Raw genomic sequence first — 20455 nt, forward strand, 5'->3', positions numbered from 1 at the left:
AACCGTTAAGTACACGCAACCCATTAATGCATAAATTTGAAAAAAATGATCCTGTATAGCTCCTTTAGGATTACCAGTCCCGGGTGTATAGCTAATCCAGGATTTATTCTCTCACCTGTATAGCTATTTTAGGACTAGACAACCAACTTCGTTCATTCAAGTTCAAGCGTGGATACTCCCTGGATAGAGCCTAGATAAAGCGTACTTAAAGCGTATATGACGTAAAAATCAGACAACAGTTGGACGAGCCAACCGCCTGCTTTCAGGCTGGCTCAACCAACACCAAAAAACAACAACCTCCGTCATAAATCCTCCATCAGAAATCATCCCTCATACCTCACAAATCCTCCCTACATTCATTCTCACAAAACTTTCCGCATTGAACCAGCGTTTTTATTCCCTCGATGTTTTCCGTGGTGCCACCGTTGCACTTATGATATTGGTAAATAATCCCGGCTCCTGGTCACACATATATGCTCCCCTCGAACACGCCCCCTGGCATGGATGCACACCCACTGATCTTGTATTCCCGTTCTTTCTGTTTGCTGTGGGCAATGCAATGGCTTTTGTGATGCCAAAACTTGAACAAGCCGGCAATTCCATTTTTTGGAAAAAAGTAGTTAAACGGACCTTACTCATTTTCCTCATTGGCCTTCTACTCAACTGGAGCCCCTTTGTAAAATGGAATGGAAATATTTTGGAGTTAAAACCACTCGATAATCTCCGGATCATGGGTGTGCTGCAACGCATTGCCCTTTGTTACTTTTTCGCATCGGTGATTGTTTATTACGCCAAACAACGTGCTGCATTTGTGATTGCTGCAATACTGCTGCTTTTCTATTGGATGCTTTCTTTGCTATTGGGCACTCCGGGCGACCCTTATAGTTTAAATGGATGGTTTGGAACTGCTATAGACAAATCCATACTGGGCGAATCTCATTTGTATAAAGGTGAAGGCATTCCATTTGATCCCGAAGGATTGATGAGTTCTTTTGCTGCCATTGTACAGGTGATCTTTGGTTATCTGGTTGGTGATTATATTCAAAAGAAAACCCGTATGGCAGATGCATCAGGTCATCGTAATAAATTTGAACTGGTCGCATCTCTGTTTGTAACCGCTACTATACTCACCGTTACAGGTCTTGTATGGAATACGGCATTTCCTATCAACAAAAAAATATGGACGAGTTCTTATACAGTTTACACGACTGGTCTTGCCATCTACACCATTGCAACACTCATCTGGTTTATTGAAATTAAACAAGCAAAAAACGGACTCACAAAATTCTTTGATGTGTTTGGTAAAAATCCGCTCTTCATTTTTGTGTTGAGTGGTTTTCTTCCACGGGCATTAGGTCTCATTCGTATACCGAACGGAATCAATGCAGAAGGTTTACCAAAATATCTTTCACCATTTGGATGGTTCTATGAAAAGATTTGCAAACAAGTACCTGGTATTCCCGAAAACGGCTCACTGGTTTATGCCATCTGCATGATTATAATGTACTGGGCAATTTGTTATTGGCTGGATAAAAAGAAGATTTACATCAAAGTGTAGTAAGATAAAGAGATAATAGTAAAGCTCACGATGTTGAACATAGGATGATCGTGTGTGTACAATTGCTCTTCACCACAGTAGTACAAATGCTCCATCAAGGCATTTGCAGGAACATGGGGGTATTATGTTCCTGCTTGACTTTTTGGTTCTTTGTGTCAAGACAAAAGAACAAGCATCAAAATAAAAATGAAATGTTGTTGCAGACAGTTATTAATCTTATAAATACGGCTATTGAAAATTAGCTTCCGCCACCTTCACACTCTCCGGCTTCCCCACATCAACCAACTTATCACCACTATGGTCATAACCAAGTATGGTATGCTCAGCAGCAAGATCAAGATATGGTTCAGTTAAAGAAAACTTGCCGTGTTGTTTCACCAATGAAAAAAAACGTTGTTCAAATACCACTACACAGCTATACGCTTTTTCAACCAGTTTTCTCTTTTCGGCTTCGCTATAAAAAACTACCGGCCCCTTCTCTTCACCTGTTGTTATATTACGCCAGCCACATAATTTATCTTCATCGTCAAATAAAAAATTACGTGCTGTCTTTCGATTCGTTACTGCAAATGAAACCAGTGGCTTGCGCTGCCGGTGAAATGCAAGTAGGTCATTAAGATTTAAATCAGTAAGAATATCCACATTGATCGTCACAAATGGTTCTTGGTCTTCTAACAAATGTTTTGCTTTGTATAAACCACCACCGGTTTCCAATACCTCATCTCTTTCATCACTGATGATAATATTACTTCCCCAACCTTTATGTTCTTCAACTGCTTCAATGATCTGGTCAGCGAAGTGATGCACATTCACCACCACATCAGTAATACCATATTGCTGCAGGTATTCAATATTGCGCTGCAACAAAGGTTTTCCATTAACCAACGCAAGGGCTTTTGGATGATGATCTGTCCATGGTTTAAAACGAGAGCCCAATCCTGCCGCAAAAATCATTGCCTTCATACTTGATGTAATTACTTTTATTTTTCTCTGCGTTAACTCTTTTCTCCTTTCTCTGCGGTGAACCAGGAAACAACTTACAAGCCATAAACTCATAACCCATAACTTGCAATTCGTAACACTCCATTAACCATTAACCATTAACCATTAACCATTAACCATTAACCATTAACCATTAACCATTAACCATTAACCATTAACCATTAACCATTAACCATTCAATACGTTTGATTGATCCAGTTCTTTGCATCCTGCACTACATGTTTCAACTCGATCTTCACGCCATATTTATTTTTCAAATGACGGGCCAATGCATCAGCCGCATATACGCTGCGGTGCTGTCCACCCGTGCAACCAAAGCTTACCTGCAAACTCGAGAAATCACGTTGTATATAATCTTCAACAGCAATATCAACAATATTATAAACGCTGTTTAAAAACTGCGGCATCTTTGTCTGCAGTTCAAGAAAATCTTTCACACCTTTATCTCTTCCGGTTTGGGTTTTAAATTCTTCTATACGACCAGGATTTAAAATACCCCGGCAATCAAACACAAATCCACCGCCGTTATCCGTTTCATCTTTAGGAATGCCTGTTGATTTATATGAGAAGCTGTTGATGTGAACAACCAACGGCGTTTCATCTGTTGCCTTTGGCGGTTCAAAGCGACTGATCACTTCATCTTCTACCATTAAGCCAAGCAAACGTTCAAACTCAGGTAACGCAACCCCTATTTGCTTGTTTCTTAAAAACCATTTGAGGTTGCGTAATGCTAATGGAATGCTGGTTAAGAAATGTGCTTTACGTTCGAACAAACCACGAAACCCATACGCACCCAGCACTTGTAACAAACGGATCAGCACATAACCATTATACTGACTCACAAAACGATTGCGATCAATTGTTTTCTTCAATACATCTTCAACACAGTCCATATAAAACTCAAGCAAATCATTTTTCCATTCATCAGGCAACTCTGCTTTCGCCTGCCAAAGCATTGATGCAACATCATATTGCACGGCACCTTTCATACCTCCCTGGTAATCGATAAAATGAACCTTTCCTTCTTTCACCATTACATTACGACTCTGAAAATCACGGAACATAAAATATTTATGTTCAACTCTTGTAAGATAAATACTCAGGTCTTCAAAATCTTCCTGCAGTTTTTCTTTATCATACGGAATCTTCAACGTATCGAGAAAATAATAACGGAAATACAATAGATCAGAAAGAATCGCCTGCCGACCAAACTCTCTTGAAGTAATACACCAATCATAATTAAAATCTACATGGCCATTAATTTGCATATGCGCCAATTGATGCAGGCTTTGTTTAAACAAACCATATACATGATCATTGTATCCATGCGTTTGAAGTTCATCCAGCAATGATTGATCACCAAAATCTTCCTGCAAATAAATCTCATCGTTATCCGATACGATATAAATAGCGGGTACCGGGCAATTACTTTTCTTGAAATGCCGGCTGAATTTTAAGAAGGTTTGATTCTCCTTCACATTCTTACCGGTTGTGGCAATACAAATGGTGGGGCCGATTACACGGTAATACACACGGTCACTTCCACTCTGTGGAATTTTCTCAACTGAATCCGGCGCCTCACCAAACACCTCTTTATAAAGTAATTCTATTTGTTCAACAATCTGGGACATAGCAAATGATTGCGGTAAAAGTAAATGAAATATCCATAAAAAATATTGTGGATTATAACAACAGTATGCTGTTTTTATGGATATACTATCTGGGCGGAATCAAGCGAAAAATATCAAATGAAAAAAAGCTTCACCAATCACTTTTCACACCGCAAAGTTAAATCAGTAGCTAATCGTTAATTTTAGTGATGCGTCGCTTTCTGCAATCTATACTTGTACAACCGGTTAGCCGGCTTGCCAATCGTTTTTCAAGTAAGCCCAATCTTCAACGGGTGCATGACGCATTAACTAAATTGTATGAAAACACATTAAAAGAACCGGGTAAGAAAGGACTCCTGCTGCAAATGAATGCAGAAACAGATCGCTTCATTATTTTTAGTGATCAACATAAAGGAGCAAAGAATGGCAGCGATGATTTTATGATTGCCGAACCCAACTATCTCGCAGCATTGGATCATTATTACCGGGCTGGTTTTCATTTTATTTCATTGGGCGATAGTGAAGAGTTGTGGGAGAATACCGTTTGGCCGGTTAAATCGAAAAATAAACTTACCACGGAAGCAGAGAAAAAATTTCTTGCTGAAAAACGCTATACCAAAGTCTATGGCAACCATGATGTATTCTGGAACAACGATCCATTTGCATCGCTGCACTTGTTGAGCATGTATAAAGAAACAGTAAAGATTTATGAAGGCGTTGTATTGCAAACAACCATCAACAATACAAAGCTGGATATTTTTCTTACGCATGGTCACCAGGGCGATGGGCAAAGTGATGGCAATGCATTTAGTGCATGGTTTGTATCAAGAGTATGGGCGCCTATACAGAGTTATCTCAACTTAAATCCTAACACACCGGCAGCAAGCAGGGAATTAAAAACAGTACACAATCGTTTTATGTATGAGTGGAGCAAGCAGGATAAAAATCCTGTGCTTATTACGGGTCATACACATCAACCTGTATTTGCATCGCTTACACATCTCGAACACTTGTATAAAAATTTGATCGATGCACAACAAAAGAAAGATGAAGCAGCTGCCCAACAAATAAACAAAGAGATACGTTTTCGCCAGGAAGAATATGATTATGTAAATAGCAACTATACCAATATGCGGCCCTTTTATTTCAACACCGGTTGTTGTTGTTATAATGATGGCGATATTACCGGTATTGAACTGGCTGATGGCATGATTCGTCTTATCAAATGGAAAAAGAAAAGCACCGGCCCTGAACGTGAAGTACTGGAAGAAATGAAATTGAGCGATCTGCTCATTTCATGATCTCCCTTTAACTTTGCGGACCATGAAACAATCGATCAAACTTTTTACAGCCGTTGCTTTTTTGTTTATTGCATTTACCGGCTCAGCTCAAAACACAAGACTTAGAGATAATAATAAGATCGGCTGGTATGCCGCCACAGGCACATTTGCATTCAACAAAAAATGGAGTGCGCATCTGGAATACCAGTGGCGAAGAGAAGATTTTATAAAAACCTGGCAACAAAGTTTGTTACGCACGGGTGTAAACTATCACGCAAACAGCAGCACTACTTTAAGAATTGGCTACGCATGGGCTGAAACCTTTGCATATGGCGACTACCCAATCAATGCATTTGGCAAAACCTTTTCAGAACATCGGATATATGAAGCTGCAACGCTTGCTCAACGAACAGGAACACTTGACCTATCACACCGCATCATGCTTGAACAAAGATGGTTACCACGTTATGCGAGTGCAGCATCTGCAAAACCAGATGAATGGTTATTTATGAACCGTGCCCGTTACATGCTTCGTTTACAACATTCATTAATAGGCAAAACACTGGAAGATAATGAACCTTATGTTGCTGCTTATGATGAAATACTTATTGGCTTTGGTAAGAATGTAAATGAAAACATCTTCGATCAAAACCGTTTAGGTTTATTGCTTGGTTATCGTTTTTCTCCGAAGTTCAGATTGGAAGCAGGTTATCTCAGCCAGATTGTACAATTGTCAAGAGAGATTGGCGGACGAAATGTTTTTCAGCACAACAATGGTTTTATTATCAGCAGTGTGTTCAATGTCAACCTTTAGTTATAACTGCATATATAAAAAAGAGACCCGGTCGTTGACCGGGTCTCTTTTTTATCTGAACATTTTATTTTGTCCATTTATTATTCGCTGGGTTCGCATCAGGTAATCTCAACTCAGGATCAACGATCACTTCTTTTATTGCTGCTTTTGTTGCAACAGGGAAAGTCCATGTATCGCCACGCTGCCAAACTTCAACAGGTAGTTTAATGATTTGCTCTCCGCCGTTTACATCAATCACTTTCACTGTTACCGGCATCGGCATTTTCTCAAGCAACTGTAATTTAATTGTAACACCGCTGATGCCGCCTTCGTTAACAGGTTTTACTTCGGTTACTGCCACATCAAACTTCCATGTATTTAATGCCCAGCCACGCCAGAACCAGTTCAGATCTTCGCCGGCAACGTTTTCCATGGTGTGAAAGAAGTCCCATGGAGTTGGATGTTTAAACGCCCAACGACGAACATATTCTTTAAATGCTCTGTCGAAACGTTCTGCACCCAACACTTCATTGCGCAAAACATACAACATCATACCCGGTTTAAAATAAGCAGCCACACCAAGATTCTGTTGCTGCACAACATCAGCACCATTGAGCATGCCATCCATTTTATCGCCAAACACATAATTCGTCATGCCACTTACACTTGGCACTTCTTTGTATTCACCCTTATTAAAGGCTTCGCTTGAAAGGATGTTGATGAACGTATTGAAGCCTTCATCCATCCAGGCAAATTTGCGTTCGTTGCTGCCCACGATCATGGGGAACCAGGTATGACCAAACTCATGATCTGTTACACCAAACAATCCTGCATCTGTTGCACCTGCACTGCAAAACACAATGCCCGGATATTCCATTCCTCCCACAATACCTGCTACGTTGGTTGCAACAGGATAAGGGAACTCAAACAAGTATTTGCTGTAAAACTCAATACTTGCTTTTGTGTATTCAGTTGAACGACGCCAATCGTTACCATCTTTTTTCGATGCACTTTCTCTTGGATAAACACTTACCGCCATTGCTGTTTTGCCACTTGGTAAATTCATACGTGCTGCATCCATAATAAACGCTGTACTTGCAGCCCATGCCACATCACGTGTGTTTTCACATTTAAATTTCCATGTGGTAGAAAGATTGCCGGGACGTGATGAAGCTTTATTCACTTCATCAGCTGAACGGATCACTACCGTCTTATCACTGTTCATTGCTTCGCCCCAACGTTTGATCTGTTCTGCAGTAAAACATTCTTCTGCATTCATCAACCCACCGCTGCCAACAACAATCATGTTTGATGGTGCAGTAATGCTGTATTCGATTGTTCCATATTCAAGATAAAACTCACCTGCACCTAAATAAGGATTCACATTCCACCCGTTAATATCATCATACACTGCTGCACGTGGAAACCATTGCGCCACTTCATAAACCCAGCCATCTTTTTGTTTAAGACGACCCATGCGATCGGTTCCATATTCAGGAACGGTGAATTTATATTCGATCACAACTTTTGTTGATGCACCTGCACTCTTTAATACATCGGGCAACCACACCTGCATGCGTGTATCAGTTACCTGGTATTTTGCATCAACCAGTTTACCGCTCTGCTCAATTTTTACTGATTGAATGATGTTGCCTTCGGTAAACTCTCCATTGGCCCAACGGCCACCTAACGTGGTGGTAGTTGCGGACCCACGAGAATCCTTACGGTAAATATTCTGATCGAGTTGCAACCAGAGAAATCTTAATTCATCCGGGCTATTGTTTACATACTGCAATGCAACTGTGCCTGCTACAGTATGTTTATCAGGATCGATAGTTGCCTGGATATTATAATTGGCCTGGTTTTGCCAATATTTCGGCCCTGGTTGACCACTTGCACTTCTGTATTCGTTACCAAAGTTTGGATAGAAGAACGGATGAAATGCTTCACGATGATCGTACTTACTCTGTGCAAGCAATACAGTGGTAAAACACACACTCACTGCCAGGAAAAATAATCTCTTCATAGTTGTGATTAATAGTAGCGCTAAAGAAACGAAGCTTTGCCAATATGGAAAAGAATATTTTGTTAAAAGGCAGGCCCAGTAAGACTTTATAACTTTTAACAAGCCAGCTGGCAGCGGGCTTAAGAATATTTTTTCTTTTTCCTGTAATAATCCTTCTATCCAAGTATCAAATAGCTGTAAACCACAAAAAACAAGCATTTATAAACTATATCAATCATGAAAAAAGTATTCGCCCTCTTGATCATCAGCCTTATCATCTTTCAAGTAAAGGCACAAAACAATGCCTTTAAAGTAGAAGTTACCGGCAAAGGCAAACCCGTCATTTTAATTCCCGGCTACAGTTGCAGCGGCGAAGTTTGGAACGAAAGCGTTGCTCATCTAAAAGACCGCTATGAATGCCACGTGATCACCATTGCAGGTTATGCAGGCGTACCAAAACTGGATACACCTATCCTAAAAACAGTTCGTAATGAACTCATCAATTATGTAAAAACAAAAAAGCTAAACAAACCCATGTTGATCGGTCATAGTTTGGGTGCATTTATGAGTCTGTGGGTGAGCAGTGTTGAGCCCGACTTGTTTGGAAAGATCATTTGCGTTGATGGGTTACCGTTTGTGTCAGCAGTAGCTGATACTACCGCCAATGCAGAAGTATTGAAAAAAAATCCGCAGTTTAATCCGGAAGCTGTAGCCAAAAATTTTGAAATGATCCCGAACGAGAATTATGTAAAGAATATGACAAGAGCCATGCTTGCTCAAGTAAATGATACGGCCCGTGCACAGCAAATTGCAACCTGGAGCTCACAATGCGATCGTAAAACATTAGGCTATAGCATTGTTGAAATATCAACTACTGATCTGCGTGAGGATATTGCAAAGATCAAACAACCGGTATTGGTGCTCGGCAGTATTTATGGTACTGAAGCAAACAGTCATTTAATGTTGAATCACCAGTTCAGAAAAGTGCCAAACAAAACCATTGAAGTAGCCAACAGCAAACATTTTATTATGTATGATGTGCCTGAATGGTTTTATGCAAAAGTGGATGCGTTCTTACAATAAATTCAACGGTATCAATTTCAATATTATCTTACCGCCGAATGAAACAGGAAGAACAGTTTACAGAATTATATAACCAGTATGCTCCCGGCATACGCAAACTATGCCTTGGTTATACCGGCGATGCAATGCTGGCTGAAGATCTGTTGCAGGAAAGTTTTGTAAAAGTGTGGAAGAATATGGACAAGTTCAGAGGTGATGCAGCATGGAGTACCTGGATCTACCGGATAGCCTCCAACACCTGTTTAACGCACCTGCGCAAAAAGAACGAACAATTTGTAGATGCTGATGAAGAACGATTGGCGATGATACCGGATGATGAACGCAACAAAGAACAGGAAGTACAATTGTTGTATAAATGCATCAGCAAGCTAGCCGAAACAGACAGACTGATCATTACACTCGTACTGGAAGACAAACCTTATGAAGAGATTGCCGAGATTACCGGCATTACCGAAAATAACCTGCGTGTAAAAATTCACCGGATTAAAATACAGCTCAGCGAAATTTATAGCAGTTATGAAAGACTTTGATGCATTAAAAGATTTGTGGCAGCAGTCGAAACCGGCTGAACAAAAAACAGTGGACCTGCAGGTCATTACCCGTCAATCGAAAGATACAAGGACGAAATTATTCCGGCAGTTGCTGTTTGGGGGTATCATTTTATTTTTCACCGTCTTGTTTATCATCTGGACAATCTACTTCAGTAATGTAAAACTCACATGGGTGGTTACACATATTGCGGTATGGATCATTATTACAACTGTTTTGTTGCAATCCATCCTTACACTTTTTACCGCTTACAAAGTGAGTTTGGTTGATGATACGTTAGCGCCTGCTCAACACCTGCAACAATGGGAAGATTATTATAGCTTTCGTAAAAAGCAGATTCAATGGAATAAGCCGCTCTATTTTTTCTTTTTGAATTTAGGAATGGGGTTGTATTTTTTAGAAGTAGTCTATGGCCGTCCGATCGGTTATATTATTCTGCTCATTATTGTGTATTGCGGATGGATGCTGTATGCGTATTTCATTCTTGGCAAACGCATTTTAGCCAAAGAAGAAAAGCGGTTAAAAGGAATTATGGATGTGCTGAAGTTGATTGAAGAGCAGTTGAAGGCGGAATGATTAAATAAAAACTCCTGTTGCTTTTCAACAACAGGAGTTACTGATTACCCTTTCAACTTTTAAAGCCTATTCACCTTCCACTTCTCTCGTCTTCTGCCAAGGCTTTATACTCGGGCCATCCATCTTCACAATCTTCGGAGTAAAGCTTCCTACCACATCCACCAACGATTGCTGACTTTGCATCACCAGGTTGATGTCTTTGTAAGCAAAAGGTGCTTCGTCTAATCCTCCGCCAAACAATTTCACGCCATGTTTTTTCAATTCATCTTTCAATGCATTGTGGGTGATGCTTTGCATGGCTTTGGAACGACTCATTAAACGCCCGGCACCATGCGATGCAGAGTTAACCGATGCAGCTTCACCTTTTCCTTTTACAATAAAACCCGTTGCAGTCATACTTCCGGGAATGATACCCAGCACATCTTTACCAGCGGGTGTAGCACCTTTCCGGTGAACGATCACATCTTTTCCTTCCCACTTTTCTTTCCATGCAAAGTTGTGATGGTTCTCCACCATTTTCATTGGCTTTCGGCCAAGTTGCTTGGCGATCTTGTTATGAATAACGTGGTGACAGGCACTTGCATAATCACCAGCTAAGTTCATGGCTAACCAATATTCCATTCCTTCTTCTTCATCAAGTGTTAACCACGCAAGATTTTTTGCATCCTGTGGTAAACGTCTTTTGCTGATAGCGAGTTTGGTATAATGATTGGCGATGTTTGCACCCAACGCTCTTGAACCGGAGTGACTCAACAGTCCAAGATAGTTACCCGGTGCAACACCCAGCACTTCATCTTTCTCAGCAATTTCAACCACACCAAATTCCACAAAGTGATTTCCACTTCCGCTTGATCCTAATTGTTTCCATGCTCTTGTATGCAATCCTTTCAGTAACGGTAATTGAAAAAACAATTCGTTATCCATTACTTCATGGTTTTCACTTCTCTGAAACTGTGCACCACTTCCAAACAAGGTTGCTTCGCCCAACTCTCTTGCAAAGAATGCTTCTTTCTGTACCAATTCCTTCGGATCGATATCAAAAATGCTCAAACACATTCTGCAACCAATATCTACTCCAACACCATAAGGTATTACTGCATTCTGAGTTGCCAACACTCCACCGATTGGCAAACCATACCCATGATGTGCATCGGGCATTAAGGCACCGGCTACTGCAACAGGTAATTTTGCTGCGGTGTACATCTGGTGCATGGCACTTTGTTCAATATGCTCGCTTCCAAAAACATTAAATTGAATTCCGTTTTGATTCAACGACAACTCTCCTTCACTTTCTTTTTCTTCTGGCATCAATTGTTTTGCGATCAATGCCAGCACGGCATCATCTAAATAATTTGCAGGCGATGCCAACACTGCCTTTAACAGTTCCATCACTTCCTCCTTTGGGTGATGCTTGTAATTTTTCTGCATCACATTCATGGCGACGCTGATCACCGGTCCTTCCGGGTAGCCAATCGCTCTTAATTCTTTTCCTGATATTTTTAACTTACTCATATAATTTCGTTTAAAAGATAGGCTACATTGATTTGCAACCTATCTTATTTTATTTCTGCGGTACGAAGATCTGCTTCAACTGTTCGATCAACACGCCGTTACCGCTTACACTGATGTTGCTGATCTTGTCTGCGATCTTTTCTACATATTCCATTTCCTTCAGTTTCCACAACATCGCATTATCTTCCATCAGCTTGGCAGTGTTCAGCAAGCTACGGGTGCTGGCAGTTTCTTCACGACGCATAATGCTGTTGGCCTGCGCTTTCTTTTCGGCGATGAGCACCTGGTTCATGATCTCTTTTACATCACCCGGCAGGATAATGTCACGGATACCAAAACCAATTACTTCAACACCAAGGGTAGCAGCTTTTTCTTTCACTGCCTCCAATACAAAAGGTGCAAGGGCTTCTTTTTTCTCCAGCAATTCATCGAAGCCATAAGCAGCAATGTATTCACGCAGGGCCAATTGAAATGCCACGTACAATTGTTTATCGTACTCCTTGTTTTGCAACATTGCTTTTTCAATATCAGCAACTTTGTATTGTGCCCATGCATTCAAACGCAAAGCCGCTTTGTCTTTAGTAAGAATTTCCTGCCCGTTGATCTCCAGTTGCTGCAAACGTTTATCTGCTTTACCTACATGCACGGCAATATTGTTCTTCCACCAGTAGTACATACCGCTTTGCAAACGCTTTTGGTATTTACCATCTACAAACAGCAATGCTTCTTCGTAGTTCTCCACGCTGTAGCTACGCACATACGGAACCAGCAAACGGTTTTGCAATACAACACGATCAATGTTTTCATCGATCTCCACTTTGCCAAAGTCGGCCTTTACAAATACATATTCAATAGCACTTTTCCAGTAGGTATAACGACCTGCATTAAGTACCTGCTTCAGCAAACCATTCTCATACATCAACACAATTTCGTTATCCTTTACTTCCACAACCTGCAATGCATTTGCCAGATCAGCATCCTGCAACAGAATGTTCAGTTCAATTGGCGCAACAAATGGCTTGGTTACATCGTACACATACACTTCTTTGTTCCACAACCAATACTTACCTTCTTTCAGCATGTACTTATACACGCCATCTTTAAATACCAATGCCACCTGGTAGGCATTTACTTTTACACGTTTCATATCATTTTACTTGTTTTGTTGCGCATTGCATGCAAGGCACAGATTTTTTAAAAAGAATAAAGCCGGTTGTTTGATCATCCTGTTCTTACGGAAGCAAATAATCTGTATTGCTGTTGCAACGGGTTCATCAAACGCCTGTTGACAATACTTGTATCATCAATTCTGAATGATGAAGCAACTGCTGTTACAATACTTCTTTGTTTACTTTCGGGTAATTACCAGGCCCCTCCAAACCTCCCCAAAGGGGAGGCTTGTAACACTCCGAGTAAAAAGAAATTTCTAATTATCGGAGTGCTTAAAAGTCTCCTCTTTCAGAGGGATTTAGGGGAGGCTCGTCATTCACCCGGCTTTATTTGTCTGGTCAGCATTTGAGAAGCGCTGTACTTCGTTTGCTACATTATCAGTGTAGTGTTCTACCATTGAACTATTCACGCCTAAGTGAAACCGGATTCGAACCGGTACGTTTCTGTTGCTCTACCCACTGAGCTATTCACCTATGCAGGCGAAGAAGGAATCGAACCTCCGACTCACAGTGTATGGAGGGCTCCGCACATTGATGCAACAGCATACAGATAGCTACTGCGTCTGCACTGCAGTGTTTCCTTGAAACACGAACCTGGTTTGCTGTCAACATACTAAAACCCTTCTTGCCGTTAAGCAAGCTCTTGCCCCCATCTCCGAAAGGGGAGTAAGGAAAATTATTCCTAATTCATTAATTCAACCTGTCGCCTGAAACCGATCACTTCCGTTCTTTCAACCGGTTGTGTTTTTTCGGTTGGGTTAGCAATCTCTGCAATGGTCATTGGTTGATCGATGTTCACATCGAACCCAAGATGCTTCGATAGCCGATTTGCCTTTTCAACGCCGAGTTTACCAAACTCATATTTTGCGATCAAACGACCTTTGCGCATTAATGCTGAGTCGATCAGGTTCACTGAGCTGTTGAATGTGCAAATGATCTGAACACTTAAACAATCACTCATCAACCCATCACTTAAATTCAACAGGTTCGATACAGATGAATCACTGTTATATTTCCTGTCCATCATAATATTCTCAGCATCTTCAATGATCAAGACCGAATTTGGATTATCGATCAGCAAATCAATAAACTCAGGATTCATTAAATTTCCTGCAACCGATGGTGAAACAAACAATACTTTCTTTTTCAGTCCGCCAATTAAGTGACGTAAGTAAGTTGTTTTACCAGTGCCGGGCAAACCATGCAAAAGGATAATCCCTTTATCACTTTCTCTATTCAGCCTGGCTTTGATCGTTTCATCCACTTCTTTAAAATCATCGTTATAATACATCCCGATATCAAGAAGCGTTGGTTTAATTTCTACCTGCTTTAACTCTAATCCATCTCTTGAAAGCGTGATGATGTTGATTTCATAAGCTTCCTGTTTTTGAGGAAGTTTATAGGCGCTGAAAATGTTTACCAGGTTGTCTGCTTCATTATACCTGTAATTCGGATACAAAATCCTGGCATAGTCATTCATCAGCTCCACCATCACTCTATTCTTCAAAACAAAAAGCGTTTTACTAAAAACCTGTTTGCTTTGTGTCCAATCATAATAACATGCCTGGTAAATATCTTCCGTTATGTCTTTTGAGTTTTTATCCAGGTATTCAAATGCCTTGTTGATATCAATTTCATCTACATAAGTTGTACAAGGGATTGTTTTAAACCTGTACATGTAAAATGATTTTGCTTCCAGGTAATGATGTTCAAAAATTCCGGCAGTTCTTTTTTCTGATAACTGCCTTAGTTTTCTGCTGATCCACACAGCAACAGGAGGACATACTCCTATTAAGATCCAGATCAACAACATTATTGTTATATATAGCTCCATATAATCTCTTTTATTTTTTACTTAATTATTGCACTACTTTATTTGCACAACTGCTACTGGCAAAGGCTTCAGGTTTTGCTTTGAAAGCAAAGCCCATCCCCATGATATAACCCATTGCTTCTTTCAACGCATCATTGCTTTTAAAAGAAGGGTTAGTGTTAATATCGGCATGCACTTCCATATCTACATTGTACAACGTAAACAACCTGCACAATCCATACGCCACATCAATGCTCATGGCAACTTCCGTTAACATCCGTTGTTTAATGCTCATTTTTTGTTTTGTTGTTTCATTATGGATGTACATGAATCCACCTTTTCCTTTCCGGATAAAAACGATCACGGTTCCAAATTCAGTTTCCTTACTCTTCACCTGGCTATCGGTACCAATGCACACTTTTATTTTGTGTCCCATTTCTTTTTCACGTACCAACACAGCTCTTACTTCGTCCTCAATAGGCCGCCGAATTTTTTCTCCGTTCAATTTTCTCCATTGCCGCTGTTCCATTGTTTTGCGTTTTTAATTTTTCATTCTTCCTTTTTCATTTTAAGTGGTGCTCCGTGGAATTGAACCACGATGTCCGGGATTTCACTCCGGTGCATATATCCATTCTGCCAAAGCACCAGTTGTTTGTTACAGTTACTGACTGATATCTTATTTCCTCATCATCGAACTACACTGTTCCAAACAATTGCGGAGAGTAAAGGAATCGAACCTTTGTACCGAATAAACGATAGCCCAAGCTTAGCAGGCTGGCACATTACCACTCTGTCAACTCTCCTTTTTCTTTTTTGTTCCCGGCAACAAAAACTCCGATCATCTTCGTTGCGTCACACTCTTGTACTGCATATCACAAATCATGTTTTCCAATACACAGCGGAGAGAAAGAGATTCGAACTCTTGAGGTTTTTACACCCAGTCTGTTTTCAAGACAGCATCCATGACCAGCCGGACTCTCTCCGTAAGTGTGAGTGGTTATAAAAGCAGCGGTTTTACAGACCTCTACGACTCCCCAACTTCGTCGCATTTACAATTGCGGATGAAGAAAGATTCGAACTTTCAACCAACGGTCTAACAAACCGCTGCTCTGCCGTTGAGCTATTCATCCATTGTTGGCCCGGTGAGATTCGAACTCACAACCTCCCGGTTAAAAGCCGGGAACATCTATCCAGTTGAGCTACGAGCCATTTTGTTGCGACTGAAAGATTCGAACTTTCAACTATCACCTTGTAACGATGATCTTCTTCCATTGAATTAAGTCGCATTGTTTGTGATGACTGAAAGACTCGAACTTTCAACCTCTACCGTATCAGGGTAATGCTCTCAACCAATTGAGCTAAGTCATCTTATTTTGTTGACCCAATCAGATTTGAACTGATAATCTTGAACGTATAAGGTTCCTGCTCTAACCATTGAGCTATGGGTCAATGATTGTTGCGGCTGCAGGATTCGAACCTGTATCTGAAGCTTATGAGACTTCTGAATTAACCATTACTCTAAACCGCAATGAGTCTGTTGACTTAACAAGAGTCGAACTTGTATCTCTGCGTTCGTAGCGTAGTATTCTCATCCATTGAACTATAAGTCAAATTTGTACGGCTTCCGGATTTGAACCGAATACAATCATCTGCTACTTTCCTCTCAGAAAGCGAGGGAGATGATCGTGTTACCATTACACCAAACCGTATTGGTTGACTCCGGGACTCGAACCCTGTTCTTCACATTCACAGTGTGATGCTTTACCAGATAAGCGAAAGCCAACATTTGCTATTGAGGATAGATTCGAACTATCATCATCAGTGTCAAAGACTGATATGCTAAGCCATTGCACCACTCAATAATTTGTAACCCTGACCGGACTCGAACCGACATTTTCCTTTACAGGAACAGTATGGCTGTAAATGCGCTTCCCTACTTTGTAAAAACATTTCGGTGCAACTGCAAATTCTATTCATCAAAACGATTTGTATTGACGACATCTTCCATACACTTCACGGCTTCGTTAAAACTTTTACCGCAGCTTTTCCTTTTAAGCTACAGGGTTTCAAATTTTGTATAGCAGACAGGACTCGAACCTGTAGTCTCTCCGTTCCAGGCGGAGTATCCAACCAATTGGAATGCTGCTATATGTTTAGTGTTGGAAAAGCGCCCCGTTGCATCTCACGGGGTGCGCTTATTTCCATCCTCTGCACTATAATATCATCGCAATTGATGTGCTGCAGGATGCACTACATTCTCCTGCACATCTACATCATTGTTATTTTTCTCTTCATCATTTTTATTGCTGATCATTTGCAAAAGCAAACGAACGATCAACACAATTACAATCAGTTGCATTTCATCTCCTTTTTTCATCGAACAAAAAAGCCCGGTCGTTTTTTTCGACCGGGCTTTGCTCTTTCACTACATAATTGTCTATGTAGGAATACAATCCGGTCGCTTATGAATAAAATCAAGTACATAACTATTGGGCATACCATTCCTGTTTGGTTGCAGTAACCAACTATGCAATGATTTCATTGCATGTGTTAAACTCATTCGTATGTCTTCTCGTTTTGTTCTGATCATTTACTCATTGTTTTTTAATGGTGTTTTTCATTTCATAGCAACGGCCTTTCATGATGTTTACAAACAAAAAACTGTAAAACAAAAAACCCCGCAATCTCTTGCGGGGTCTGTGTTATAGCGAATTCGTTTCTTCAACTTTATTCAACAGCAGCATGTGCCCCGCAAACAGTACAGTCTCCCTTGGGACTAAACTGATTCACCGTTTCGATATGTGATTGTATGCGTAGCATTTTTTGTTGTCTATAATTTTTGTGAGTGCAAAGATGAATTTATTTTTTTGATGTTGCCAACTTTTTGATCAAATATTTTAAAAATATTTTTTTGAACATCAAACATCAACGGAATCATACACGATCACTTTGCTCCACACATGCGAGCATTCCTCAATAAATTTTAAGTGAATAGGATCGGTTTGATAGCTGGCCTGATCGGCACCGTTAGCAAACTGTACAAACCACGAAACCGCATACCCTGTTTCAATTACTTCACGGTTGGTATCGGCCGGTTTACCGATGTGAAAGTTCTGAATAGTTTTTACATTCGATAATTTTTTTAACCCTTCCACTAACTTGTCACGGTCGGTTTTGCTATCTGCATTCTTCAACCAGAAGTAAACATGGTGAATGAAGATATTTTTTAATTCTTTGCCCATTGGTTTTTGTTTGAACGAAGATAAGCCGGCAATGGCAGCTGTGGCTACAGAAAGTTTTGCGATGAATGATTTGCGGGTTTGTTGCATGGCGATTGTTTGATGCGTTAAGTTACTGCACAATTCTAAAACAAACTCGTCTGCATACCCGGCCTCCGAAATTTTGTTGTGTCCAGGCTCCATTCTTCTGCATTCATGCCATACAGCTTGCCATATTTTGTATACTGTTGCGCTACCATTTGTGCAATAGGCCCTTCGCCACGCATGCGCACACCCCAACGTGTATCGTTCACTTGTCCGTCATGACTGTGTTCAATATGATGCCATACTTTATCGGCACGGTCGGGAAAATTTTTATATAACCAATCGTGGAATAAAAATTTGATCGCACCATTCAAACGAATGAATGTGTAAGCTGTGAATGTTGCACCGTTATCCCTCGCAGCTTTCATGATGCGTTGCATTTCGTGCTCGTTCAATCCGGGAATCATTGGCCCCATCATTACACCCATGCGTACACCTGCGCTGCTGAGTTCGTTGATCACTTTTAGTTTTGCTTTTGCTGTTACAGTACGGGGCTCCATTACTCTGCGCAGATCTTCGTTCAACGATGTAATGGAAACCATTGCCGATACAATATTCTTCTTTGCCATTTCCTGCAACACATCTTTGTCTTTTAGTATCCATGCATTTTTGGTGAGAACACCTACGGGCTGATTAAACTCGTTGCACACTTCAAGCAAACCTCTTGTTAAACGAAATTGTTGTTCGGCTGGTTGATAACAATCGGTATTACCACTGAGCATAATGGGTGTTGCATCCCACTTGGGATGCATTAAAAATTTACGCAGCAACTGCGGTGCATTTTTTTTGACAAGTATTTTCTGTTCAAAGTCTATACCTGCACTGTAGCCCCAGTACTCATGCACATTACGTGCAAAACAGTAAATGCAACCATGTTCGCAACCGGCGTATGGATTCATACTGTAGCTCATTCGCACATCGGGGCTTTCCACTTTGTTGACAATAGTTTTTGGATGCACTTCGATGTATTGTGTTTTGAGACTAGTTTCTTCCCATTCGTCAATGCCTTCAATATGTTCTTTGGTTACTTCGTTCTTTAAAAATCTATTCTTAGTGTTGAACTGTGCGCCACGGCCTGCATGATACGGCTGCGTTTCGTCGGCATCTTTCGGCTTTACTTTATAATGATCCTGTTGTAATTTTTCTGCCATGATGTTTTTATTTTTTTGCCGCAAAGACGGGAAGACGGAAAGATGCACAAAGAAATCTCGTCATGATTCGTCATGTCTTGTAGCAGATTAGATAAATAGAATTGTTGCAGCACAAGAGTGCGACGCAACGAAAGTTTAATTGCAATACAGTTGCTGGTTACCCAAATAATTCTCCCTGCTTTGTTGTAACCGAAAGATTTTGAAATGAAAGCCTTCGAACGATCTGGTAGGCTTTTTCATGAAGCGGTCGCTTTAATAACAACATACCATCGGCAATGAAACGACCTGTGAAATGTTTGTGCGAATATTCAAGCCAACCTTTTTCGTATTGCCAGGGTTGTAGTTTGCGTGCAATGGTGAGATGTGGTTCCAAAATAAAATGTGGTTTGTTTTCATCATTGAGTTTCATGAGTCGCTGTGCTTCGCTGCGGATAGTTTTTACCAATGATTGTATTGGCAACTTGCTCACCACATTGATATAAATTGTGTGCGAAGGAAAGCTACCGTAGTCACGCAACTCCACTTTAACGGGATGAAAACCCATAGCAATCATGTTGAGGCGACTTACCAATCGTTCCTCCATCATTTCGTACTGAAGAAAGTTAGCGAGGATGATGTGAGGCTTGCCCCACTTTGCATGATCGGATTTGTATTTAGCTGAAAATTCTGTTTTCACTTTCACAATTCGATTCGATAATTCTTCATGCGGACTTAACACCAACGAATACTCGTACACACGATAGCCGGGAATAGTAGTGGTGGTGTTTGATTGTAATTGCATAACAAACAATTTTAAATTTTTGATTGACGATTTTAGATATGCAGACGCATTACGCTTTGTTGCGTTGCCTCTATTGATTCAATACAACAGCAGTGCAAACGATGCACAAATAGTTCCGGCTTGTTTGTAGTGTACGTCAATCAGCGTGCTGATTGATTGGGTGAGTTTGAAGTAGTGCAGTTGAAAAAAATAATTGGTTCAATTGCACTACTAAATTACTAAAAGTTTTAGTTTTACCAAACTTTCTTAC

General features: G+C 40.5%; 18 protein-coding genes and 13 tRNA genes. 6 read left to right on the top strand and 25 right to left on the bottom strand.

Annotated features, from left to right (window positions below; all coding sequences use genetic code 11):
- Positions 1-379 precede the first annotated feature (379 nt).
- The gene (locus ACO1QW_RS18150) at positions 380-1558 is read left to right on the top strand and encodes an acyltransferase family protein (RefSeq protein ID WP_486260806.1); all 1179 of its coding nucleotides are present in this window, start codon (positions 380-382) and stop codon (positions 1556-1558) included.
- 228 nt (positions 1559-1786) lie between these two features.
- Here ACO1QW_RS18150 and ACO1QW_RS18155 read toward each other — a convergent pair whose 3' ends face one another.
- A complete protein-coding gene (locus tag ACO1QW_RS18155; protein ID WP_486260807.1) occupies positions 1787-2614 on the bottom strand; it encodes a sugar phosphate nucleotidyltransferase in 828 nt (275 codons plus the stop codon).
- A 122-nt stretch (positions 2615-2736) separates the two neighbouring features.
- Entirely contained in the window at positions 2737-4191 is a 1455-nt protein-coding gene (locus tag ACO1QW_RS18160; protein WP_486260808.1) for a RapZ C-terminal domain-containing protein, read from the bottom strand.
- Between the two features lie 188 nt (positions 4192-4379).
- On the opposite strand from ACO1QW_RS18160, the gene ACO1QW_RS18165 reads away from it, so the two are divergent.
- Together ACO1QW_RS18165 and ACO1QW_RS18170 are read left to right on the top strand one after the other, a co-directional pair.
- Positions 4380-5471 carry a metallophosphoesterase gene (locus ACO1QW_RS18165; protein WP_486260809.1) on the top strand — a complete coding sequence of 364 codons (1092 nt, stop codon included), beginning with the start codon at positions 4380-4382 and terminating at the stop codon, positions 5469-5471.
- A gap of 22 nt (positions 5472-5493) precedes the next feature.
- Positions 5494-6264, top strand: coding sequence for a DUF2490 domain-containing protein (locus ACO1QW_RS18170; RefSeq protein WP_486260810.1), 771 nt, complete (start codon positions 5494-5496; stop codon positions 6262-6264).
- Between the two features lie 64 nt (positions 6265-6328).
- Here ACO1QW_RS18170 and ACO1QW_RS18175 read toward each other — a convergent pair whose 3' ends face one another.
- Positions 6329-8269, bottom strand: coding sequence for a M1 family metallopeptidase (locus ACO1QW_RS18175; RefSeq protein WP_486260811.1), 1941 nt, complete (start codon positions 8267-8269; stop codon positions 6329-6331).
- Positions 8270-8485: 216 nt separating this feature from the next.
- Between ACO1QW_RS18175 and ACO1QW_RS18180 the strand changes: the two genes are divergently transcribed.
- The 3 genes from ACO1QW_RS18180 to ACO1QW_RS18190 are packed head-to-tail and all read left to right on the top strand — an operon-like array spanning position 8486 to position 10456.
- Positions 8486-9331 carry an alpha/beta fold hydrolase gene (locus ACO1QW_RS18180; RefSeq protein WP_486260812.1) on the top strand — a complete coding sequence of 282 codons (846 nt, stop codon included), beginning with the start codon at positions 8486-8488 and terminating at the stop codon, positions 9329-9331.
- Between the two features lie 38 nt (positions 9332-9369).
- Entirely contained in the window at positions 9370-9861 is a 492-nt protein-coding gene (locus ACO1QW_RS18185) for an RNA polymerase sigma factor (protein WP_486260813.1), read from the top strand.
- The gene (locus ACO1QW_RS18190) at positions 9848-10456 is read left to right on the top strand and encodes a hypothetical protein (RefSeq protein ID WP_486260814.1); all 609 of its coding nucleotides are present in this window, start codon (positions 9848-9850) and stop codon (positions 10454-10456) included. Before ACO1QW_RS18185 ends, ACO1QW_RS18190 begins: the two co-directional genes overlap by 14 nt.
- Before the next feature lie 66 nt (positions 10457-10522).
- Here ACO1QW_RS18190 and ACO1QW_RS18195 read toward each other — a convergent pair whose 3' ends face one another.
- The 22 genes from ACO1QW_RS18195 to ACO1QW_RS18300 all read right to left on the bottom strand — a co-directional run bounded on the left by ACO1QW_RS18195 (position 10523) and on the right by ACO1QW_RS18300 (position 20205).
- Positions 10523-11968: an RtcB family protein gene (locus tag ACO1QW_RS18195; protein ID WP_486260815.1), complete on the bottom strand. Its 1446-nt coding sequence runs from the start codon at positions 11966-11968 to the stop codon at positions 10523-10525.
- A 49-nt stretch (positions 11969-12017) separates the two neighbouring features.
- The gene (locus tag ACO1QW_RS18200) at positions 12018-13115 is read right to left on the bottom strand and encodes a slipin family protein (RefSeq protein WP_486260816.1); all 1098 of its coding nucleotides are present in this window, start codon (positions 13113-13115) and stop codon (positions 12018-12020) included.
- A gap of 435 nt (positions 13116-13550) precedes the next feature.
- Positions 13551-13611 (bottom strand) — tRNA-OTHER (locus tag ACO1QW_RS18205).
- Between the two features lie 208 nt (positions 13612-13819).
- The gene (locus ACO1QW_RS18210) at positions 13820-14971 is read right to left on the bottom strand and encodes an AAA family ATPase (protein WP_486260817.1); all 1152 of its coding nucleotides are present in this window, start codon (positions 14969-14971) and stop codon (positions 13820-13822) included.
- Between the two features lie 25 nt (positions 14972-14996).
- A complete protein-coding gene (locus ACO1QW_RS18215; protein WP_486260818.1) occupies positions 14997-15479 on the bottom strand; it encodes a ribonuclease H-like YkuK family protein in 483 nt (160 codons plus the stop codon).
- A 187-nt stretch (positions 15480-15666) separates the two neighbouring features.
- Positions 15667-15753 (bottom strand) — tRNA-Ser (locus ACO1QW_RS18220).
- A 96-nt stretch (positions 15754-15849) separates the two neighbouring features.
- Positions 15850-15933 (bottom strand) — tRNA-Ser (locus ACO1QW_RS18225).
- A 75-nt stretch (positions 15934-16008) separates the two neighbouring features.
- Positions 16009-16080 (bottom strand) — tRNA-Asn (locus ACO1QW_RS18230).
- 4 nt (positions 16081-16084) lie between these two features.
- Positions 16085-16159: transfer RNA gene (locus ACO1QW_RS18235), tRNA-Lys, on the bottom strand.
- Positions 16160-16164: 5 nt separating this feature from the next.
- Positions 16165-16236 (bottom strand) — tRNA-Val (locus ACO1QW_RS18240).
- A 7-nt stretch (positions 16237-16243) separates the two neighbouring features.
- Positions 16244-16318: transfer RNA gene (locus ACO1QW_RS18245), tRNA-Ile, on the bottom strand.
- Between the two features lie 8 nt (positions 16319-16326).
- A tRNA-Ile gene (locus tag ACO1QW_RS18250) sits at positions 16327-16399 on the bottom strand.
- Between the two features lie 7 nt (positions 16400-16406).
- A tRNA-Met gene (locus tag ACO1QW_RS18255) sits at positions 16407-16478 on the bottom strand.
- A 9-nt stretch (positions 16479-16487) separates the two neighbouring features.
- Positions 16488-16560 (bottom strand) — tRNA-Arg (locus ACO1QW_RS18260).
- 101 nt (positions 16561-16661) lie between these two features.
- A tRNA-His gene (locus tag ACO1QW_RS18265) sits at positions 16662-16734 on the bottom strand.
- A 5-nt stretch (positions 16735-16739) separates the two neighbouring features.
- A tRNA-Gln gene (locus tag ACO1QW_RS18270) sits at positions 16740-16812 on the bottom strand.
- Between the two features lie 214 nt (positions 16813-17026).
- Positions 17027-17099 (bottom strand) — tRNA-Pro (locus tag ACO1QW_RS18275).
- 72 nt (positions 17100-17171) lie between these two features.
- Entirely contained in the window at positions 17172-17309 is a 138-nt protein-coding gene (locus ACO1QW_RS18280) for a hypothetical protein (RefSeq protein WP_486260819.1), read from the bottom strand.
- A 78-nt stretch (positions 17310-17387) separates the two neighbouring features.
- The gene (locus ACO1QW_RS18285; protein ID WP_486260820.1) at positions 17388-17540 is read right to left on the bottom strand and encodes a hypothetical protein; all 153 of its coding nucleotides are present in this window, start codon (positions 17538-17540) and stop codon (positions 17388-17390) included.
- A gap of 328 nt (positions 17541-17868) precedes the next feature.
- Entirely contained in the window at positions 17869-18279 is a 411-nt protein-coding gene (locus ACO1QW_RS18290; RefSeq protein WP_486260821.1) for a Dabb family protein, read from the bottom strand.
- Positions 18280-18314: 35 nt separating this feature from the next.
- Positions 18315-19424 (bottom strand): PA0069 family radical SAM protein, encoded by a 1110-nt coding sequence (locus ACO1QW_RS18295; RefSeq protein ID WP_486260822.1) that lies wholly within the window; start codon positions 19422-19424, stop codon positions 18315-18317.
- A gap of 157 nt (positions 19425-19581) precedes the next feature.
- Complete coding sequence (locus ACO1QW_RS18300) at positions 19582-20205, bottom strand: 2'-5' RNA ligase family protein (protein WP_486260823.1); 624 nt, start codon at positions 20203-20205, stop codon at positions 19582-19584.
- Between the last annotated feature and the right edge of the window lie 250 nt (positions 20206-20455).

This window comes from Lacibacter sp., assembly GCF_057361365.1.